At 68.7% G+C, this 17862-nt stretch carries 20 protein-coding genes; 11 read left to right on the top strand and 9 right to left on the bottom strand.

Translation table 11 applies throughout. From position 1 onward, the window contains the following. Positions 1 to 37 precede the first annotated feature (37 nt). From Q344_RS0114985 to Q344_RS0114965, 5 genes are read right to left on the bottom strand one after another with little or no spacing between them, the layout of a single operon-like run. Positions 38 to 358 carry a GNAT family N-acetyltransferase gene (locus tag Q344_RS0114985; RefSeq protein ID WP_028287458.1) on the bottom strand — a complete coding sequence of 107 codons (321 nt, stop codon included), beginning with the start codon at positions 356 to 358 and terminating at the stop codon, positions 38 to 40. A gap of 58 nt (positions 359 to 416) precedes the next feature. Beyond that, positions 417 to 743 carry a DUF3775 domain-containing protein gene (locus tag Q344_RS0114980; RefSeq protein WP_028287457.1) on the bottom strand — a complete coding sequence of 109 codons (327 nt, stop codon included), beginning with the start codon at positions 741 to 743 and terminating at the stop codon, positions 417 to 419. A gap of 58 nt (positions 744 to 801) precedes the next feature. Continuing rightward, entirely contained in the window at positions 802 to 1533 is a 732-nt protein-coding gene (locus tag Q344_RS0114975; protein WP_028287456.1) for an SDR family NAD(P)-dependent oxidoreductase, read from the bottom strand. Positions 1534 to 1588: 55 nt separating this feature from the next. Next, positions 1589 to 2344 carry a DUF1365 domain-containing protein gene (locus Q344_RS0114970; protein WP_028287455.1) on the bottom strand — a complete coding sequence of 252 codons (756 nt, stop codon included), beginning with the start codon at positions 2342 to 2344 and terminating at the stop codon, positions 1589 to 1591. After that, the gene (locus Q344_RS0114965) at positions 2341 to 3642 is read right to left on the bottom strand and encodes an NAD(P)/FAD-dependent oxidoreductase (protein ID WP_028287454.1); all 1302 of its coding nucleotides are present in this window, start codon (positions 3640 to 3642) and stop codon (positions 2341 to 2343) included. The genes Q344_RS0114970 and Q344_RS0114965 overlap by 4 nt, the downstream gene beginning before the upstream one ends. Before the next feature lie 287 nt (positions 3643 to 3929). Between Q344_RS0114965 and Q344_RS0114960 the strand changes: the two genes are divergently transcribed. Further along, positions 3930 to 4436, top strand: coding sequence for a sigma-70 family RNA polymerase sigma factor (locus Q344_RS0114960; protein WP_051630756.1), 507 nt, complete (start codon positions 3930 to 3932; stop codon positions 4434 to 4436). Positions 4437 to 4438: 2 nt separating this feature from the next. After that, entirely contained in the window at positions 4439 to 5080 is a 642-nt protein-coding gene (locus Q344_RS0114955; protein ID WP_028287452.1) for a ChrR family anti-sigma-E factor, read from the top strand. A gap of 171 nt (positions 5081 to 5251) precedes the next feature. Here the strand turns inward: Q344_RS0114955 and Q344_RS0114950 are convergent, their stop codons facing one another. Continuing rightward, entirely contained in the window at positions 5252 to 6007 is a 756-nt protein-coding gene (locus tag Q344_RS0114950; RefSeq protein WP_028287451.1) for an SDR family NAD(P)-dependent oxidoreductase, read from the bottom strand. 87 nt (positions 6008 to 6094) lie between these two features. Beyond that, positions 6095 to 7315, bottom strand: a complete 1221-nt coding sequence (locus Q344_RS0114945; protein ID WP_028287450.1) for an acyl-CoA dehydrogenase family protein — start codon at positions 7313 to 7315, stop codon at positions 6095 to 6097. A gap of 156 nt (positions 7316 to 7471) precedes the next feature. Here Q344_RS0114945 and Q344_RS0114940 point away from each other — a divergent pair, with 156 nt between their 5' ends. The 5 genes from Q344_RS0114940 to Q344_RS0114920 all read left to right on the top strand — a co-directional run bounded on the left by Q344_RS0114940 (position 7472) and on the right by Q344_RS0114920 (position 13316). Continuing rightward, complete coding sequence (locus Q344_RS0114940) at positions 7472 to 9031, top strand: class I adenylate-forming enzyme family protein (RefSeq protein ID WP_051630659.1); 1560 nt, start codon at positions 7472 to 7474, stop codon at positions 9029 to 9031. An 80-nt stretch (positions 9032 to 9111) separates the two neighbouring features. Beyond that, on the top strand, positions 9112 to 9882 hold the full coding sequence (locus tag Q344_RS0114935; RefSeq protein ID WP_028287448.1) for an SDR family NAD(P)-dependent oxidoreductase: 771 nt from the start codon (positions 9112 to 9114) through the stop codon (positions 9880 to 9882). Then, complete coding sequence (locus Q344_RS24085; protein WP_051630658.1) at positions 9883 to 11568, top strand: long-chain-fatty-acid--CoA ligase; 1686 nt, start codon at positions 9883 to 9885, stop codon at positions 11566 to 11568. It abuts the gene before it with no gap. Positions 11569 to 11646: 78 nt separating this feature from the next. Then, complete coding sequence (locus Q344_RS24080; protein WP_156954714.1) at positions 11647 to 12465, top strand: IclR family transcriptional regulator; 819 nt, start codon at positions 11647 to 11649, stop codon at positions 12463 to 12465. Between the two features lie 167 nt (positions 12466 to 12632). Further along, positions 12633 to 13316 (top strand): metal-dependent hydrolase, encoded by a 684-nt coding sequence (locus Q344_RS0114920; RefSeq protein ID WP_028287447.1) that lies wholly within the window; start codon positions 12633 to 12635, stop codon positions 13314 to 13316. A 41-nt stretch (positions 13317 to 13357) separates the two neighbouring features. On the opposite strand, the gene Q344_RS0114915 is transcribed toward Q344_RS0114920, so the two are convergent. Further along, on the bottom strand, positions 13358 to 14140 hold the full coding sequence (locus Q344_RS0114915; RefSeq protein ID WP_028287446.1) for an acyl-CoA thioesterase: 783 nt from the start codon (positions 14138 to 14140) through the stop codon (positions 13358 to 13360). Between the two features lie 54 nt (positions 14141 to 14194). Beyond that, positions 14195 to 14659: a nucleoside deaminase gene (locus Q344_RS0114910; RefSeq protein ID WP_028287445.1), complete on the bottom strand. Its 465-nt coding sequence runs from the start codon at positions 14657 to 14659 to the stop codon at positions 14195 to 14197. Between the two features lie 305 nt (positions 14660 to 14964). On the opposite strand from Q344_RS0114910, the gene Q344_RS0114905 reads away from it, so the two are divergent. From Q344_RS0114905 to Q344_RS0114890, 4 genes are all read left to right on the top strand, one after another. Continuing rightward, on the top strand, positions 14965 to 15711 hold the full coding sequence (locus Q344_RS0114905) for a pseudouridine synthase (RefSeq protein ID WP_051630656.1): 747 nt from the start codon (positions 14965 to 14967) through the stop codon (positions 15709 to 15711). 160 nt (positions 15712 to 15871) lie between these two features. Next, complete coding sequence (locus tag Q344_RS0114900; RefSeq protein ID WP_028287443.1) at positions 15872 to 16690, top strand: TerC family protein; 819 nt, start codon at positions 15872 to 15874, stop codon at positions 16688 to 16690. 77 nt (positions 16691 to 16767) lie between these two features. Continuing rightward, a complete protein-coding gene (locus Q344_RS0114895) occupies positions 16768 to 16959 on the top strand; it encodes a hypothetical protein (protein ID WP_028287442.1) in 192 nt (63 codons plus the stop codon). Then, positions 16959 to 17861, top strand: coding sequence for a 5-bromo-4-chloroindolyl phosphate hydrolysis family protein (locus tag Q344_RS0114890; protein ID WP_028287441.1), 903 nt, complete (start codon positions 16959 to 16961; stop codon positions 17859 to 17861). The genes Q344_RS0114895 and Q344_RS0114890 overlap by 1 nt, the downstream gene beginning before the upstream one ends. Position 17862: the final 1 nt, after the last annotated feature.

Genomic DNA, 17862 nt, shown 5'->3' with positions numbered 1-17862 from the left:
CGGAAAGATGAAGAGCGGGGCGCGCGCGGCGGGGCCGTCAGGCCTCGGGTTTCGCGTGCCGTTCGAGCACGTCGGACCAGTCCGGATGCTTGCGGAACATGGCGGCGGCGAAGGGACAGAGGGGCACGATGGTCTTTCCTTCCGCCCTTGCATCGGCCACGGCGCGTTCGACCAGCGCGAGGCCCACGCCCTGCCCCTTGTAGGCGTCGGGCACGCCGGTGTGGTCGATGATGATCATCTTCGCCCCGGCCTTCGAGAAGGTCATCTCGGCCTCGGGCCCGGTGCTGTCGGCGCCGCGGTGGACATAGCGGCCGCCGGTCTCCGACTCCTCGAGGGTGATGTCGATGCTGTCGGTCATTCCCGGCCCTCCTGTCGTTGCCGGCCAAGGATAGCCCCGCGCGCGGCGGCGGCAATCCTCAGATGCCGCGCATCAGGTCGTCCTCGTCGTCGGAGAGTTCAATGTCGAGCGCGGCCGCCCCGGCCTCGATGTGATCGGCGAAATGGGGCGAGCCCAGCAGGTAATCCGCCGTCGGCGTCTTCCGCTCCTGCTGCGCGGTGCGGATCGCCTCGGCCAGCTCCTCGGGTTCGAAGGTGCCGCGCCCGATCCAGTAGACCGCGACGAGGCTCGCCGCCTCGTCTTCGTTCAAGGTCTCGATGAAAGCCCTGAGCTCCGCTTCCGCGCGGCCGATCTCGTGCGCCATGAGCACGATGATCGCAAGCTTGCGTTCCGAGATGTCCAGCATGTCATGCCTCCTGATTCCCCCGAGGGGATACAGGATCAGGATGCCCCCGGATTTGACCTCACGCAAACAGGCGGAAGTAGAGCGACGGCGGCAGGAAGCGGCCCAGCCGGAAGACGAGGCCGAACCAGAACGGGAAGGGCTTCGAGAAGGCCTCCGAGTTCATGTGCTCGAAGATCTCCTGCGCGGCCTCTTCCGGCTCCATCATCGCGGGCATCCGGAAATCGTTCTTGTCGGTCAGCCGGGTGCGGATGAAGCCCGGGTTGACGAGCTGCACATGCACGCCGGTCTTGCGCAGGTCGGCGTGGAGGCTTTCGGCCAGCGCCATGATCCCGGCCTTGGAGGCGGTGTAGGGTGCCGAGCGCGGCAGCCCGCCATAGGCGGTGAGCGAGCCGGTGAAGACGATGTGCCCGCGATCGCGCGAGATCATCGTCGGCAGGACCACGCCGGCAAGCCGCATCGCGCCGGTGAAATTCGTGTCGGCCATGATCTCGGCCTGTTCGGCGTTCCAGCCATGCGCCCCGAAGGGCCAGTAGGCGCCGGCCAGCCAGACCACGCCGTCGACGTCGCCCGCCTGCGCGGCGGCCCGCTCGAGGCTCTCGCGGGAGGTGACATCGGCCGGCACGACGAGGGTCCGGCCGGGAAGGTCGGCGGCGACGGCGTTGAGCTTCTCCTCGCTGCGCGAGGTCAGGATGACCTCCGCCCCGACGCCGGACAGCTTGGCCGCCAGTGCGGCGCCCAATCCCTCGCTTGCCCCGATCAGCCAGTATCGCTTGCCTTGCCAGTCCCGCATTCCGTGCCTCCGTCAGATGTCCCCGGACCAACCGGTGCGGTCCGGGCGGGTTCCTTCAGCGCGACACTTCGGCGTCCGGCGGCTCGGGCCGCCGGCGGAAGCGCGCGCCCTTCCACCAGAGCTTCAGTGCCTGCCAGTGGATCAGCGCCAGCACCCGCCGCGAGCCGAAGGGGCGGCGCAGGCAGGCGGCGAGCAGCCGCGCGTCGGTCAGCGGGCGTCGCGGCCCCGCCAGCGTGGCGGTGACCCCGCCGTTGCCGCCGGTGAAGTCGATGCGGATGCCGATGTGCTCCGGCCGGATGTCGAAGCGGAAGGCGTAGAGGCCTTCCTGCGGCTGGAACGGCGACACGTGCAGGATCTTGCGCGCATGGAGCGTATCCCCGGCCTCGATCGGTTCGCAATCCTCGCGATGGCAGAGATAGGAATGCCGGTCGCCGTAGGTGTTGGTCACTTCGGCCACCACCACCCGCAGCCGCAGGGCGGCGTCGTGGCAGAGCCAGAAGGAGACCGGGTTGAACACGTGCCCCAACACCTTCGGCTGGGCGAGCAGCAGGATCCTGTGCCCGCCCGGCAGGCCATGCGCGGCCAGCTGGTCGCGCACCCAGGGCGCGCCCCGCCCCTCGCCCGGCGGACCGCCATGATCGCTGTCGTTCAGCGAGGTCAGCCAGCCCCGGTTGCGCCGGAACAGGCGCAGCCGGGGGGCGGGCGCCTCGGGGTCGAGGAGGAGATAATCGACCCCGTAGCGGAAGGCATTGCGCATGCCCCCCTTGCGCCCGTGCCAGGTGTGGCCGGATATGATCTCGGCCCCGGTCATTCCGCGGCGATCAGGGGGGCGGGATCGGCGCGGCGGGCCAGCCCCTCGGCCACGGCGACGGCCGAGGCGAGCCCGTCCTCGTGGAAGCCGTTGCGCATCCAGGCGCCGCAGAACCACGTCGCATTGGTGCCGTTGCCGCGCGCGATGTCACGCTGCGCGGCCAGCGCGGCGCGGGTGTAGACCGGGTGGCGGAATGTGGTCTCGTCGTGGATCAGCTCTTCCCGGATCGGCCGGGTGGAGTTGAGCGTGACGAAATAGGGGTTTTCCTTCGGGATCGGCTGCAGCGAGTTCATCCAGTAGGTCAGGTCGATCGCCTCGCCGGGGCCCGCGGCGCTCTCGGCGTAGTTCCAGGACGACCAGCAGGCCCGGCGGCGCGGCATCAGTCCGGGGTCGGAATGCAGCACCGCGCGATTCGGCTGGTAGCGCACGGCATCGAGGCTCGCGCGTTCCTCGGGCGTCGGGTCCGAGAGCAGGGCGAGGCTGTCGTCGGCATGGGTGGCCAGCACCACCTCGTCGAAATGCTCCCATTCGCCGCCCTGCATGCGGACCTCGGCCCCCGTGGGCGTGCGGCGGATGCCTGCGACGGGCGTGCCGAGTCGCAGCTCGACGCCCGCGCCGCGCATCGCGGCCTCGAGCCGGCGGACATAGGCGACCGAGCCGCCCGCGACCGTCCACCACTGGTGCGAGCTGCCACGGCTGAGAAGGGCGTGGTTCTCGAAGAAGCGGATCATCGACTGGGCCGGGAAGTCGAGGATCTGGCGCTTCGGGGCGGACCAGATCGCACCCGAGAAGGGCAGCAGGTAGTACTCCCGGAACCAGCGGCCCATCTTGAGCGCGTCGAGCAGCCCTTCGATGGTCATGTCGTCGTCGCGCGCGGTCTTGAGGGCCCGCTTGTTGAACCGCATGATGTCGCGCAGCATGCCGAGGAAGCTGGGATTGAAGGCGTTCGCGCGCTGCGTGAAGATCGCGCCGAGGTTCGGCAGGCCGTATTCCAGCCGGCCGCCCGCGAAGGAGGCACCGAAGCTCATGTCGCTTTCGACCACCGGCACGTCGAGCTCTTCGAACAGGCGCACGAGGTGGGGATAGTTCACCCGGTTGAAGACGATGAAGCCGGTGTCGACGGGTTGCGCGCCGTCCGGTCCGCAATGGATCGTCCGGGCATGGCCGCCAAGGCGCGGCTCGGCCTCGATCAGGGTGACCCTGTGATCGCGGGCAAGCAGATGCGCGGCCCCCATGCCGGAAATCCCGCCGCCGATGACGGCGATGGTCCGCTGCGGGCTTGCTGCTTCGAAGGGCATTCGTGTCTCCGTATACTCGTTGTCTTCTGGGCAGATACGGGCGCGGGGGTGAAAAGGATGCATATGGCCCGGATTTTATTTTTCTCCAGCGCGCGGATCCGGGTGATCCATCCCGGCTCCAGGGGCGTAGACGGGTCATGTTGCAGCACACGCACCAGGCCGCTGCTCACGCCGCCCTCTCGCCTGCCCCGCACCGCCATGGTAGGCAGGGCGGAGCAGCCAGGGGGGTGACACCGAGAGTGGTGGCCGGAACCGAAAAGACCACGGACGCGCCCTGGGTGGCCGAGATGCGGCGGATACGCGACGACCGCGACCGCGCCGCCTTTGCCGCCCTGTTCGGGCATTTCGCACCGCGGGTGAAGGCCTTCCTCGTGAAGTCCGGTGCCGAGCCTTCGGTGGCGGAGGATTGCGCGCAGGACGTGATGGTGACGGTCTGGCGCAAGGCGCACCTGTTCGACCCGTCGCGGGCGAGCGTCGCCACCTGGGTCTTCACCATCGCCCGGAACCGGCGCATCGACCTGCTGCGCCGCGACCGACGCCCCGAACCCGAGGACCTCACCTGGGGGCCGAGCCACGAGCCGGACCAGTCCGAGGTCGTCGAGATGAACCAGGAAACCGAACGGCTGGGGGCGGCGATCGCCTCCCTGCCCGAGAAACAGAGAGTCCTGATCGAAAAGGCCTTCTACGGCGACCTTTCGCATCGAGAGATCGCCGATATCACCGGGCTTCCGCTCGGCACGATCAAGTCCCGGATCAGGCTGGCGCTGGATCGACTGCGCCATGCGATGAGGTAGAGATGAACAGCGAAGTACGGCATCACCTGAGCGAGGAACTCCTGACCGCCTATGCCGCGGGCGCGCTGCCCGAAGCCTTTGCGCTGGTCGTGGCGACGCATCTGTCGATGTGCGACGAATGCCGCGCCATGGCCGAGAGCCTGGACGGCATCGGCGGGACCCTGATCGAAGGGCTGGACGGCGCCGCGATGGATGCCGGCGCGCTCGAGGCCGTGATGGCGCGGCTCGACGATGCGCCGGCGGCCCCGATCCGGGTCGACCGCGGCGTGCTGCCGGCGCCCGTGCGCGCCTATATCGGCGGCGATCTGGACGCGGTGAAGTGGAAACCCGTCGGCATGGGCGTGAAGCAGGCGGTGCTGAAGACCTCGGACAGCGCCTCGGCCCGGTTGCTCTACATCCCGGCGGGCGCGGCCATGCCCGAGCACAGCCACCGCGGGATGGAGCTGACGCTTGTGCTGCAGGGCGCCTTCGAGGACGACAGCGACCGATTCGGTCCGGGCGACGTCGAGATCGCCGATGACGAGGTCGATCACACGCCCGTCGCGGACGTGGGCGCGGATTGCATCTGCCTGGCCGCGACCGAGGGCAGGCTGCGGTTCAAGTCGTGGATCCCGCGGCTGGCGCAGCCATTCATCGGGATCTGAGACCGGGGTTGCGCCGGGCAGGCCCGTCGCCCGGGGGGCGCCCGCAGCGGGCATCGAGCCCGCTGCGGGCGCGGCCTCCGGCGGGAGTATTTCCGGAAAGATGAAGCTGGGGGGACGTCCCGGGACGTCCCGCCCCTGCCCGGACCGCGCGCCGCGGGGCGCGCGGTGTCGTCAGGCGAAGCTCTGTCCGCCGTCGGCGATGATGAGCTGGCCGGTGACATAGCCCGAGGCCTCGGTCGCGAGCCAGAGCGCGGTGCCGGCGATTTCCTCGGGCTTGCCCATGCGGCGCAGCGGATTGGCGCTGTTGATCCGCTCGATCCGCTCCGGGTCCTCCCAGAGGGCCTTGGCGAAATCGGTCTTCACGAGGCCCGGGCCGATGGCGTTCACGCGGATGTTCTTCGGGCCCCATTCCAGCGCGAGGCTGCGCACCAGCGCCGCATCCGCGGCCTTGGTCACGCCATAGGCGCCCAGCGTGGTCGAGCCCTTGATCGCCGCCACCGACGAGATCACCACGACCGCGCCGCCGCCCTTCTCGGCCATGCCGGGCAGGACCATCTTGCAGAGCGTATTGATCACCCGGACGTTGGTGATGAGCATCTTGTCGAAGACCTCGTCACCCAGGTCCTGCAGCGGCCCGTAGACCGGGTTGATCGCCGCGTTCGGGACCAGCACGTCGATCTGCCCCCATTCCGCGATCGTCTTGTCGACGAGGTTCTGCAGCTGCTCCGTGTCGCCGATGTGGCAGGGGATGACCATCGCCTCCCCGCCCTTGGCGCGGATCGCCTCGGCCACCTCCTCGCAGGCCTCGGCCTTGCGCGAGGAGACCACCACCTTCGCGCCCGCCTCGGCGAACATCTCGGCGATGGCGCGGCCGATGCCGCGGGACGAGCCCGTGACCACGGCCACCTTGCCCTTCAGATCGAACATGGTTTCCTCCCTCTGTTCGCAAACGGCGCGGGCCCGAACGGCTGCGGGCCGGGGAGGTCCCCGGCCCGTGCGTGGGCAAAGGCGCCCTCAGTTCCGGTACTGCTTCAGTTCCAGCTTCGCGATGGTCTCGCGGTGGACCTCGTCGGGGCCGTCCACGAGGCGCATGGTCCGGGCGTTGGCATAGGACGAGGCGAGGATCGAATCCTGGCTCACGCCCATGGCGCCGTGCACCTGGATCGCGCGGTCGACGACCTTGTGCAGCATGTTCGCGGCCACGACCTTGATCATCGCGATCTCGCGGCGGGCGGCCTTGTTGCCGACGGTGTCCATCATGTAGGCGGCGTGCATCACCAGCAGGCGGGCCTGTTCGATCTCCATCCGGCTCTCGGCGATCCAGTGCTTGTTGACGCCCATCTCGGCGATCTTCTTGCCGAAGGCCTCGCGCTGCATGCCGCGCTCGCACATCATCTGGAGCGCCCGTTCCGCCCCGCCGATGCAGCGCATCGCGTGGTGGATACGGCCGGGCCCGAGGCGGGCCTGCGCGATCTCGAAGCCGCGGCCTTCGCCGAGCAGGAGGTTCTTCGCGGGCACCCGGACGTTGTCGTAATGGATCTCGGCGTGGCCGTGCGGCGCGTGGTCGTAGCCGATCACCGAGAGGGCGCGTTCGACCTTCACGCCGGGCGTGTCGAGCGGCACGAGGATCATCGACTGCTGCTTGTGCTTCTCGGCATTGGGGTCGGTCTTGCCCATGACGATGGCGATCTTGCAGCGCTTGTCCATCGCGCCCGAGGACCACCACTTGCGGCCGTTGACGACGTATTCGTCACCCTCGCGCCTGATCGAGGTCTCGATATTGGTCGCGTCGGAGGAGGCCACCGCCGGTTCGGTCATCGAGAAGCACGACCGGATCTCGCCGTCGAGCAGCGGCTTCAGCCAGGTGGCCTTCGCCTCGTCGTCGCCGAAGAGGAAGATCGTCTCCATGTTGCCGGTGTCGGGGGCGGAGCAGTTGAAGGGCTCCGACCCGATCGAGGACCGGCCCATGATCTCGCAGAGCGTGCCGTATTCGAGGTTGGTCAGGCCCGCGCCCTTGTACTCGCCCGCATCATGGGGGAGGAACATGTTCCAGAGGCCCGATTCCTTGCCCTTGGCCTTGAGCTCTTCCATGATCTGGGGCTCTTCCCAGCGGTCGCCTTCCTCTACCTGTTCCTTGTAGATTTTCTCGGCGGGATAGATGTGGTCTTCCATGAAGCGCATGAGCTGTTCACGCATCTTCTTGGCTTTGTCAGATATCGGAAAATAATCGTACATCGCTGTCCTCCTCCTCGGGTTGCCGCTAAGTGACACGCTGTCGGCGCGGCTGTCAATGTCGTGGAACTTTATTCCGTAAAGCGGAATATTGACGCGACCGCGTGGCAGGCATAATGTGCTTGCTAACTATTTCGCGATGGATGGGAGGTCCAGCAAATGAATACGATCCGCACGCACCGCGGCAAGATCGAACCGAAGACGCCGGAGCAGGACGAGTTCTTCAACTACGGCGCCGAGGTTCAGAAGGTGGCGGCGGAGAAGCCCGACGCGATCGCGGTCATCAGCGACGAGACCGGGATCCAGTGGACCTGGCGGGACTACGCGGATCGGGTGGCGCGGATCGCCGGGCGGCTGAATGCCGATGGCGTGGGGCCGGACGTGCTGGTGGCCGGGCTGTCGGAGAATTCTCCCGATTACTTCGCGCTCTATACCGCCGTGCTGCACGCGGGCGGCTGCATGGCCCCGCTGCCCTTCTCGGCCAGCGACGAGGCGCTGGCGAAGATGGTCGAGAACTCGGCCCCGGTCCTTCTGTTCGCCTCGGAAAAATACATGGATGTGGCGAACCGCCTGGGCGCCGCCCGGGTCGTGCCGCTGGCCGAGCTCGACGCCTATATCGGCGACGCGGAGCCGGTGCCCCCGACCGAGGTCGCGCCCGAGACGATGTTCGACATGATCTTCTCGTCCGGCACCACCGGCACGCCGAAGGGCATCGTGCACGATCACCGGTTCCGGGCCCGCCAGAACACGCGGGCGGCACGGAACAAGATGGACGGCACCTCCGTCCAGATCATGTCGACGCCGCTCTATTCGAACACGACGCTTGTCGTTTCGCTCGCCGCCCAGACCAAGGGCGCGACCTCCGTCATCATGTCGAAGTTCAACACCAAGGAGTTCCTGCGGCTCTGCGAGAAGTACCGCGTGACGCATTCCATGCTGGTGCCCGTGCAATACATGCGCCTGATGGACGAGCCCGATTTCGACAAGTACGACCTGTCGTCCTTCGTCTGCAAGATGTCGACCTCGGCCCCGCTGCCCGGCGTCGTGATCGCCAAGGTCCAGAAACGCTGGCCGGGCAACCTGATGGAAACCTACGGCATGACCGAGGGCGGCGCGTCCTTCACGCTCGACTGCGACGCCCATCCGGACAAGTGGGACACCGTCGGCCAGCTGAACCCCGGCTGCGAGATGCGGATGATCGACGAGCAGGGCAACGAGATCCCGATCACCGAGTTCGGAGAGATCGTCGGCCGCGGCGTGTCGATGATGCCGGGCTATCACAACGCCCCCGACAAGACCGAGGAGGCCACCTGGATCTCGCCCGAGGGCGAGGTCTTCATCCGCACCGGCGACATGGGCCGGGTCGACGAGGACGGCTTCCTGCACCTGCTCGACCGCAAGAAGGACATGATCATCTCGGGCGGCTTCAACATCTACGCCACCGACCTCGAACAGGTGCTCCGCAAGCATCCGCAGGTGACCGACGTGGCCGTCATCGCGATCCCTTCCCGCGACTGGGGCGAGACGCCGCTGGCGCTGGTGGTGCCCGCCTCGAAGGATGCGGACCCCGAGGAGATCCGCGAATGGGCCAATGGCCAGCTTGGAAAGATCCAGCGGGTCAGCAAGGTGGAGTTCCGCGAGGACCTGCCGCGCTCCGAGATCGGCAAGATCCTCAAGCGCGAGCTGCGGGAGCCCTACTGGCAGAATACACCAGCGTGAAATCCGCATCGCGGAACGCATTTCCATAGATTGAACGGTGTAGGCTTCTGTGCAAACCTGAGGCCAGGGAGGACATTGTCATGAGATTTGAGGGCAAGGTGGCGATCGTCACCGGGGCGGCGTCGGGTATCGGCCGGGCCACTGCGGCGCGGCTGGCGGCCGAGGGTGCGAAGGTCTGCATCGTCGACCGCGAACAGGCGGCGCTGGACGCGGCCACGCCCGAGGGCGAGGTGATGACCCATGCCTGCGACGTCTCGGACGAGGCGCAGGTCGAGGCCTGCGTGAAGGCGGTGGTCGAGAAATGGGGCCGCATCGACGCGGTCGCCAACAACGCCGGCGTCTCGCGCGGCTACCAGCCGATCATGGAAAACGACATGGAGGACTGGCGCACCGTCATCGGCGTCAACCTCTTCGGCGTGGCGCATTTCCTGAAACACGCGGGCAAGGTGATGCAGGAGCAGGGCTCCGGCGCCTTCGTGAACACGGCCTCGGTCGCGGGGATCCGTTCTGGCGCGGGCGGCAACGCCTACTCGGCCTCCAAGGCGGGGGTGATCTCGCTGACCCAGACCGCGGCCTGCGACCTCGGCGGCTACAACGTGCGCGTCAATGCGGTCTGCCCGGGGCTGATCGAGACCGGCATGACCAAGCGCGTCTTCGACTACGCCCGCGACAACGACAAGGAGCACAAGCTCGGCTCGCGCTGCGAGCTCCGGCGCTACGGCAAGCCCGAGGAGATTGCGGCGGCGATCTGCTTCCTCGCCTCGGACGACGCCTCCTACATCACCGGGCAGGCGCTGCCGGTGGACGGCGGCAACACCGCGTCGCTGAACCTGCCCGGCATGAAGGTCTGAATGCCTGAGCTGCACATGAAGCACTGGCCGCCGGGCGTCCCGACGCGCATCGACATTCCCGACCGCTCGGTCGCGCGGAATCTCGAGGCGACGGCGGCCCGGCTGCCGGACAAGACCGCCGTGATCTACTACGGCAACCACATCCCCTACGGCGCGCTCTGGCAGGACGTGGAGCGGATCGCGGGCTGGCTGGTCTCGATGGGCGTGAAGCGCGGCGACCGCGTCGTGATCGACATGCAGAACAGCCCGCAGTGGATCATCGCCTATTACGCCATCCTGCGGGCCGACGCGGCCGTCGTGCCCGCCAACCCGATGTACCGGCAGGGCGAGCTCGAACACATCCTGTCGGATTCCGGCGCCCGCATCGTGATCGCCGGGACCGAGCTGGTCGAGACGCTGCGCCCGCTGCTCGCCTCGGGCCATCTCGATCACATCCTTGCCGCCGCGCCCGCCGACATGGCCGCGCCCGAGGGTCGCGCCGACATGCCCGAGGCCCTGCGCGATCTCTCCGACAGCGATGTCGGAGGACCGGGCCTGACCCGCTGGCGCGAGGCCCTCGCCGTCGAACGGGCGCCCGGCCCGCACGAGGCCGGCCCCGAGGATCTGGCCCTCATCCTCTACACCTCGGGCACCACCGGCCAGCCCAAGGGCTGCGTGCACCGGCACCGGACCCTGCAGCCGGTGATCCACGGCTATATCCCGCTCTCGCCCTATACCGAAGCGACGGTGCTTCTGTCGGTGATGCCCTTCTTCCACGTGACGGGCATGCAGAACGGCATGAACGCCCCGCTCTGCGCCGGCTCGACGCTGGTGCAGCTGACCCGGTGGGACGTGGACCTCGCGCTCGACCTGATCGAGAGGCACCGGATCACCATGTGGCGCTCGATCACCACGATGGTGATCGACGCGATGCGGGCGCTCGACACGCGGCCGCGGGACGTCTCCTCGCTGACGCTGATCGGCGCGGGCGGTGCGGCGGTCCCCGAGGCGGTGGCGCGCCGGCTGCGCGACCTGACCGGGCTCGAGATCATCGAAGGCTACGGCATGTCCGAGACGATGGGCGTGACGCATATCAACCCGTTCCACCGCCCCCGTCCGCAATGCCTCGGGATCCCGATCTTCGACGTGGACGCGCGGGTGATCGACCTGGAGGACGGGCACGAGCTGGGACCCGACCAGACCGGCGAGATCGTCATCAGCGCGCCGCAGGTCTTCGACGGCTACTGGCGCAACCCCGAGGCCACCGCGGCCGCGCTGACCGAGCTGGACGGCAAGCGGTTCCTGCGCACCGGGGACATCGGCCATTACGACGCGGACGGCTATTTCTACATGACCGACCGGCTCAAGCGGATGATCAACGCCAGCGGTTTCAAGGTCTGGCCGGCCGAGGTCGAGGCGCTGATGCACCGCCATCCCGACGTGGCCGAGGCCTGTGTCGTCGGCATGACCGACCCGCGCAAGGGCGAGAGCGTGGCGGCCCATGTCGTGCGCCGCCCGGGCGCCGAGCTGACCGAGGCGGAGCTGATCGCATGGTGCCGCGGAGAGATGGCCGCCTACAAGGTCCCCCGCGCCGTGCATTTCACCGACGCCCTGCCCCGCAGCGGCACCGGAAAGGTGCAGTGGCGCCTGCTGTCCGACCGCGGCGCCGGCGGCGGTGTCGCCGAAACGGAACGGGAGCCGGGATAGCCGCATGTTCCTGTTGACCGCAAAGACCCCGGGCAGCTACGCAATCATGAACCGCTCTGCGGAATTTGGAGACGCGACTTGCGCAAGAGAATGACCGACGCGGCCCGCGAGGCCGACAAGGGCGACAACGACAGGCAGTTCGTGACCGCGCTCTACCGCGGGCTCGAGATCCTGCGCGCCTTCAGCCCGAACGACCGGGCGGGGCTGGGAAACTCGGATCTGGCCGAACGGACCGGCCTGCCCAACTCGACCGTCTCGCGGCTGACCTTCACGCTGCTGAAGGCGGGCTACCTCGTCTATGACGACGACACCGGACGCTACCGCATGGGGGTCCCGGTCCTGTCGCTGGGCTATGCCTGCCTTGCCGGTCTGCACGTGCGCGAGACGGCGCAGGTCTACATGCAGAAGCTTGCCGACGATTGCGGCGACGGGGTGCTGGTGGCGCTCGGCGGGCGCGACGACATGTCGATGACCTATATCTCCTGCGCCCGGTCGGTGGGCGTGATCTCGCTCCAGCTCGACGTCGGCTCGCGGATCTCGCTGGCGCGTTCGGCCATCGGGCGGGCCTATATCGCGGGCACTCACGATGCGGAGCGGCGCGACATCATCGAACGGATCCGGCAGCGCACCGAGCCCGACAAGCTGAACCAGATCCTCGAAGGCATCGACGACGCGCGCGAGCAGATCGCAACCCGCGGCTTCTATACCTCGATCAAGGAATGGCAGAAGGACGTGCACGCCGTCTCCGTCCCCTATCGCTCGCCGCAGCCCGACACGCCGATGCTGGCCTTCAACCTCGGCGGCTATTCCTTCTCGCTGCCGAAGGAACGGCTGGAGCAGGAGCTGGGGCCGAAGCTGGTCGAGCTGGTGAACACGGTCAGCCGCGTCGGGTATTGAGGGGATCGCCGGGCGCGCGCCCGGCGCTTCTGCCGGTGCCGGGCCGACGCCCGGCCTGCATCCGACCCCGTCCGTCGCGCGTGGGATTTTCCCGCCGCGCATTGCCGCACCGGGTCCCCCGCCCTAACCTCCGACCGGACACCGCAACACATGGGGAGGTTCATTCCATGAAGATCATCTGGCTCGGCCACGGCTCGTTCCGCATCGAAATCGAGGACAAGGTCCTGCTCGTCGACCCGTTCCTGTCCGGCCCCACCTTCCCGGACGACCGGCGCGACGAGGCGATCGGCGGGGCGACCCACATCTTCCTCACCCATGGCCACGGCGACCACGTCTCGGACGCGGCGGGCATCGCGAAGGAGCTGGGCATCCCGGTCTACGGCATGGTCGAACTGATGGGCTGGCTGGAGAAACAGGACGACAGCCTGTCCTGCACCGGCTTCAACAAGGGCGGCACGATCCGGCTGGGCGGCGTCTCGGTCACGATGGTGCACGCGACGCATTCGTCCTCCACCCCCGATGGCGCCTATGCGGGCTCCGAGGCCGGGTTCATCATCGAGGGCGAGGGCCATTCGATCTACTTCTCGGGCGACACCGACGTGATGGCCGACATGAAGATCTTCAACGACCTGCACAAGCCCGACATCGGCATCCTCGCCGCGGGCGGCCATTTCACGATGGACATGAAGCGGGCGGCCTACGCGGCCAGGACCTTCTTCGATTTCAAGACGGTCTTCCCGATGCACTACAAGACCTTCCCCCTGCTCGAACAGAGCGCCGACGCGCTGGTCGAGGCCCTGCCGGGCGTCGACGTGAAGACCCCCGAGGTGCTGGAAACGGTCGAGATCTGATCGCCGCGCGGCGCCCGGCGACGGGCGCCGCCGCCCGGGCGTCAGCCGAAGATCGCGACCATCTGACGGGCGGTCAGCACCCGCCGCCCCTCGGCGTCCCACATATCGGATCCCTGCAGCGAATAGCCGTCGTCCGCCTGGTCGGAATAGGTGTGCAGCAGGTGCCATCCCCGCGAGGTGACCGGGTGGTGGAAATCCACACCCCACGTCATCGTCGAGACCGGGCCCCATTCCGGCATTTCGGCCATCGCCCCCGGCGGCAGCACGTCGGCCAGCGCGAGCAGCGCGGTGACCGGATCGACGCCCTCCTCCTCCTTCAGACGGGTCCAGACGAGGATCTCCGGCTCATCGCCCGACAGCGGACGGCCGCCCCGGACGAAGCGGATGTCGAAGTTCTGCGGGAAGGCGAGCGCCCTGGGCGGCTTGCGGTGGAAATCCTCCACCCCGTCGGGACCGGGCGCCTCCGGCGCGGGGCTGAGATCGTGCGAGACGCTGCTCTGCCGCGCATTCGCGCAGGTGAAGAGCGCCATGGCGGCATAGCCCTCGGCCGTCCGGCAGGCGACCTCGACCACCGCCGAGTTCCGCCCGCGGCGCAAGAGCTCGGTTGAGAAGTCGAGCGTCCCGGAGGCGGGCCCGACGAAGGACACCTGCGCCGCCCGCAGCGGCGGCAGGTCCGGCACCGCGAGCGTCGCGGCATGCCAGCAGAGCGCGGTGGTCATGCCGCCGTAGATCGTCCGCCCCTGCGTCCAGTTCTCCGGCGTCTCGACGCGGCTGCCGCCGTCATGGGCGGTGAACCCCGCGAGCACGTCATGCAGGTTCGGCATCTGTCTGTCTCCTTCTCCGGGCGCGGGCCATAACGGCGGCGGCGGGCGGGTTTGTCAATCGGATGACAGGTCCCTGCGGGCCGCGAAGAAGCCCTTCAGCAGCGCCTCGGAGGCGGCGGCACCGATCCCGTCGATCACCTCGGGCACGTGGTGCGCCTGCGGGTGCGAGAAGACCCGCGCGCCATGGGCCACCCCGCCGGATTTCGGATCGGCCGCGCCGTAGACCACCCGCGCGATGCGGGCGGCGGCGATGGCGGCGGCGCACATCGCGCAGGGCTCCAGCGTGACATAGAGCACATGACCCGGCAGGCGTTCGCTTGCCGCGGCGGCGCAGGCGGCGCGGATCACCAGCATCTCGGCATGGGCCGAGGGGTCGGAGAGCTCACGCGTGCGGTTCCCGGCCCGGGCCACGACCTGCCCCGAGGGCGCGACCAGCACCGCGCCGACCGGCACCTCGCCGCGGGCGGCGGCGGCCTGCGCCTCTTCCAGCGCGGTGTCCATGTGGGGCGCGAACCTCATGGGGGTCTTCCTGCCCGGCGGAAGGCTGCATCGCAAGCCCGCTTCCGCCCCGCCGCGAAACCGGGTAAGCGGGGCGCATGGCCCGCAAACCGCCCTCCCCGCCCTCCGACAGCCGCCCGAGCGGCCGCAGACCCGCCGCCGCGACGGACCGGAAGGGACCGCCGCGCCCCGCGAAGGGGCCCGGCAAACCCGGCGGAAAACCCGGCGGAAAACCTGGGGGAAAACCCGGCGGCAGACCGGCCCGCACCCCCGCGCCGACGCCCGCCGAGGGCGCCTCGCCCGATGGGGACCGGATCGCCAAGGTGATGGCCCGCGCCGGTGTCGCCTCGCGCCGGGACGCCGAGAAGATGATCGCCGAGGGGCGGGTGCGGGTGAACGGCAAGCCGATCGCCTCGCCCGCGCTGAACGTCACGGCGCGCGACAAGGTCGAGGTCGACGGCAAGGCCATCTCGGCGCCCGAACCGGCGCGGCTCTGGCTCTACCACAAGCCGTCGGGGCTAGTGACGACGACGCGGGACGAACAGGGGCGCCGGACGATCTTCGACGCGCTGCCCGAGGATCTGCCACGGGTGATGACGGTGGGGCGGCTCGACCTCAATTCCGAGGGGCTGCTGCTGCTCACCAATGACGGCGGGATCAAGCGGCGGCTCGAGCTGCCCTCGACCGGCTGGCTGCGGCGCTACCGCGTGCGGGTGAAGGGCGCGCCGAAGGACGAGGATTTCGCCGCGCTGCGCGAGGGCATCACGCTGGACGGCGAAACCTTCCAGCCGATGCAGGTCACGCTCGACCGCCAGCAGGGCGCGAACGCCTGGGCGACGGTGGGCCTGCGCGAAGGCAAGAACCGCGAGATCCGGCGCGCGATGGAGGCGGTCGGGCTGAGCGTGAACCGCCTGATCCGGATCTCCTACGGGCCGTTCCAGCTGGGTCAGCTGAAGGCAGGCGAGGTCGAGGAGGTCCGCCCCAAGATCATGCGCGACCAGCTCGGGCTGGAGGCGGAGACACCGCCGCCCGCGAAACCGGTGCGCCGGGTGCGCAAGCCGCGCAATTCCTGACCGCAGGGCGGGCCGGGCCGAAGCCCGGCCACCGGCATTTGGCCCGGAACGATGAAGGCAGGGCGCGGTCTGCGGGGAACCGCTGAACGCGAGGGTTGTTAAGCCCTTGGCGTCCCGTCACATTGGAGGCGCATTTCATGGACCTTCAGGGACGGGATTTATGGCGGACCTTCTGACGATCGAGAACCTTCTGAACCTGCTCATGCTCTGCTTCCTGCAGGCGGTACTCGGGTTCGACAACCTTCTCTACATCTCGATCGAGAGCCAGCGCGCCCCGGTCCCGCAGCAGAAGGCGGTGCGCTTCTGGGGCATCATCATCGCCGTGGCGCTGCGGGTGGTGCTGCTCTTCGTGATGATCGGCCTGCTCGGCGCGCTGACCGATCCGTTCTTCGTCTTCGGCTGGGACGGCGTGCTGACCGGCGGCGTCAACTTCGCCACGCTGGTCTTCGTCTTCGGCGGCGCCTTCATCATGTACACCGCGGTGAAGGAGATCGGCCACATGCTGAGCGTCGAGGACCTGCATTCCGACGTCGAGGCGAAGGACGGCAAGTCCGCGACGCAGGTGATCCTGCTGATCGTGCTGATGAACCTGATCTTCAGCTTCGATTCGGTCCTCTCGGCCATCGCGATCACCGACGTCTTCCCGGTCCTCGCCGCGGCGATCATCCTGTCGGGCCTCGCCATGCTGCTGCTCGCCGACGCGGTGACGGCCTTCCTGGAAAAGAACCGCATGTTCGAGGTTCTGGGCCTCTTCATCCTGCTGATCGTGGGCGTCGTCCTGCTGGGCGAAGCCGGCCAGGCCGCGGCCCATGCGACCCATGACGAGGCCATGGCGCTGCGCGTCTTCGGCTACGAGATCGTGCCGATGTCGAAATCCACCTTCTACTTCTCGGTGGTGGTGCTTTTCGTCGTGGAGTTCATCCAGTCGGGCTATGCCCGCAAGCTCGCGGCGGCGCGCAAGGCCGGCAGCTCGCGCTGATCGCCACCACGGCAAGGGTGGCGGATCGCTCCGGCGCCCCCTATGTTCATGACGAAACCTGACCCGTGGAGGGCGCGATGTCACGGCTGTTCCTCATAGTGGTTCTCCTGGCTGCACTTGTCGCCGCGGCCTCGCTGGTGGCCTCGGCCTTCGAGCGCCGGCCCGAGACCGGCACGACGCGGCGGAGCGGCGCGATCCAGAAGATCTCCTATGCCCTGCTCATCACCGTGATGTGCGGTGTGGCGACCGGCTGGCTGGGGGCCGAGTGATGGCCGAACGCTACGGCGGACAGTATTCCCCGGCCCCCCGCGGCGGGACCGGCGAGACCCCGCCGCCCCGTCCGCCGCGGCGGCTGGAGCGGCCGAACACCGCGGGCGCGCGGTCGAACGTGCTGTTCGTGCCGCCGGTGCTGCTGGCGTTCTCCGCGCTCGGTGCCGGCGCCGTCGGGCTTGCGACCGGGCTGCTCGGTGCCGGGGCCTGGGTGCTCGGTGCCTGGCTGACGCGCGAGGGGCTCCGGGCCGAGGCCGCCTATCACGAGCGCAAGATCGCCCGCCGCCCGGCCATTCCGCGCAAGATGCTGGGCTCGCTCTCGATCGCCGTCGGCACCGCGCTTGGCGCGAGCGTGCACGGGATCGACCTGGTCTCGGCGGTGATATACGCGGTGATCGCGGGCGGGCTGCACCTTGCCTCCTTCGGGCCGGACCCGCTGCGCAACAAGGGCGCCGAGGGGATCGACACCTTCCAGCGCGACCGGGTCGCGCGCGTGGTCGACGAGGCCGAGGCCTACCTGAAGACCATGCAGACCACCATCGACACCCTGCGGGACCGCGGCCTGTCGGGACGGGTCGCGGGCTTCCGCGCCACCGCCGAGGACATGATCCGCACGATCGAGAACGATCCGCGCGACCTGACCTCGGCCCGGAAATTCCTGGGCGTCTACCTGATGGGGGCCCGTGACGCGACGGTGAAGTTCACCGAGATCTACGCCCGCAACCACAGCCAGGGCGCACGGGCGAGCTACGAGGCGCTGCTCACCGACCTGGAGCAGAATTTCGCCGCCCGGACGGAAAAGCTCTTGCTTGACGACAGGAGCGACCTGACCGTCGAGATCGACGTGCTGCGCGAGCGGCTGCAACGCGAGGGCGTGGGCGCCCCCGGCAAGATGGAGTGAA

The organism is Pseudooceanicola nanhaiensis DSM 18065, from assembly GCF_000688295.1.
Classification (GTDB): Bacteria; Pseudomonadota; Alphaproteobacteria; order Rhodobacterales; family Rhodobacteraceae; genus Pseudooceanicola; species Pseudooceanicola nanhaiensis.
The sequence above is the reverse complement of the archived record's forward strand: the minus strand, read 5'-3'. Positions and strand labels throughout refer to the sequence as shown.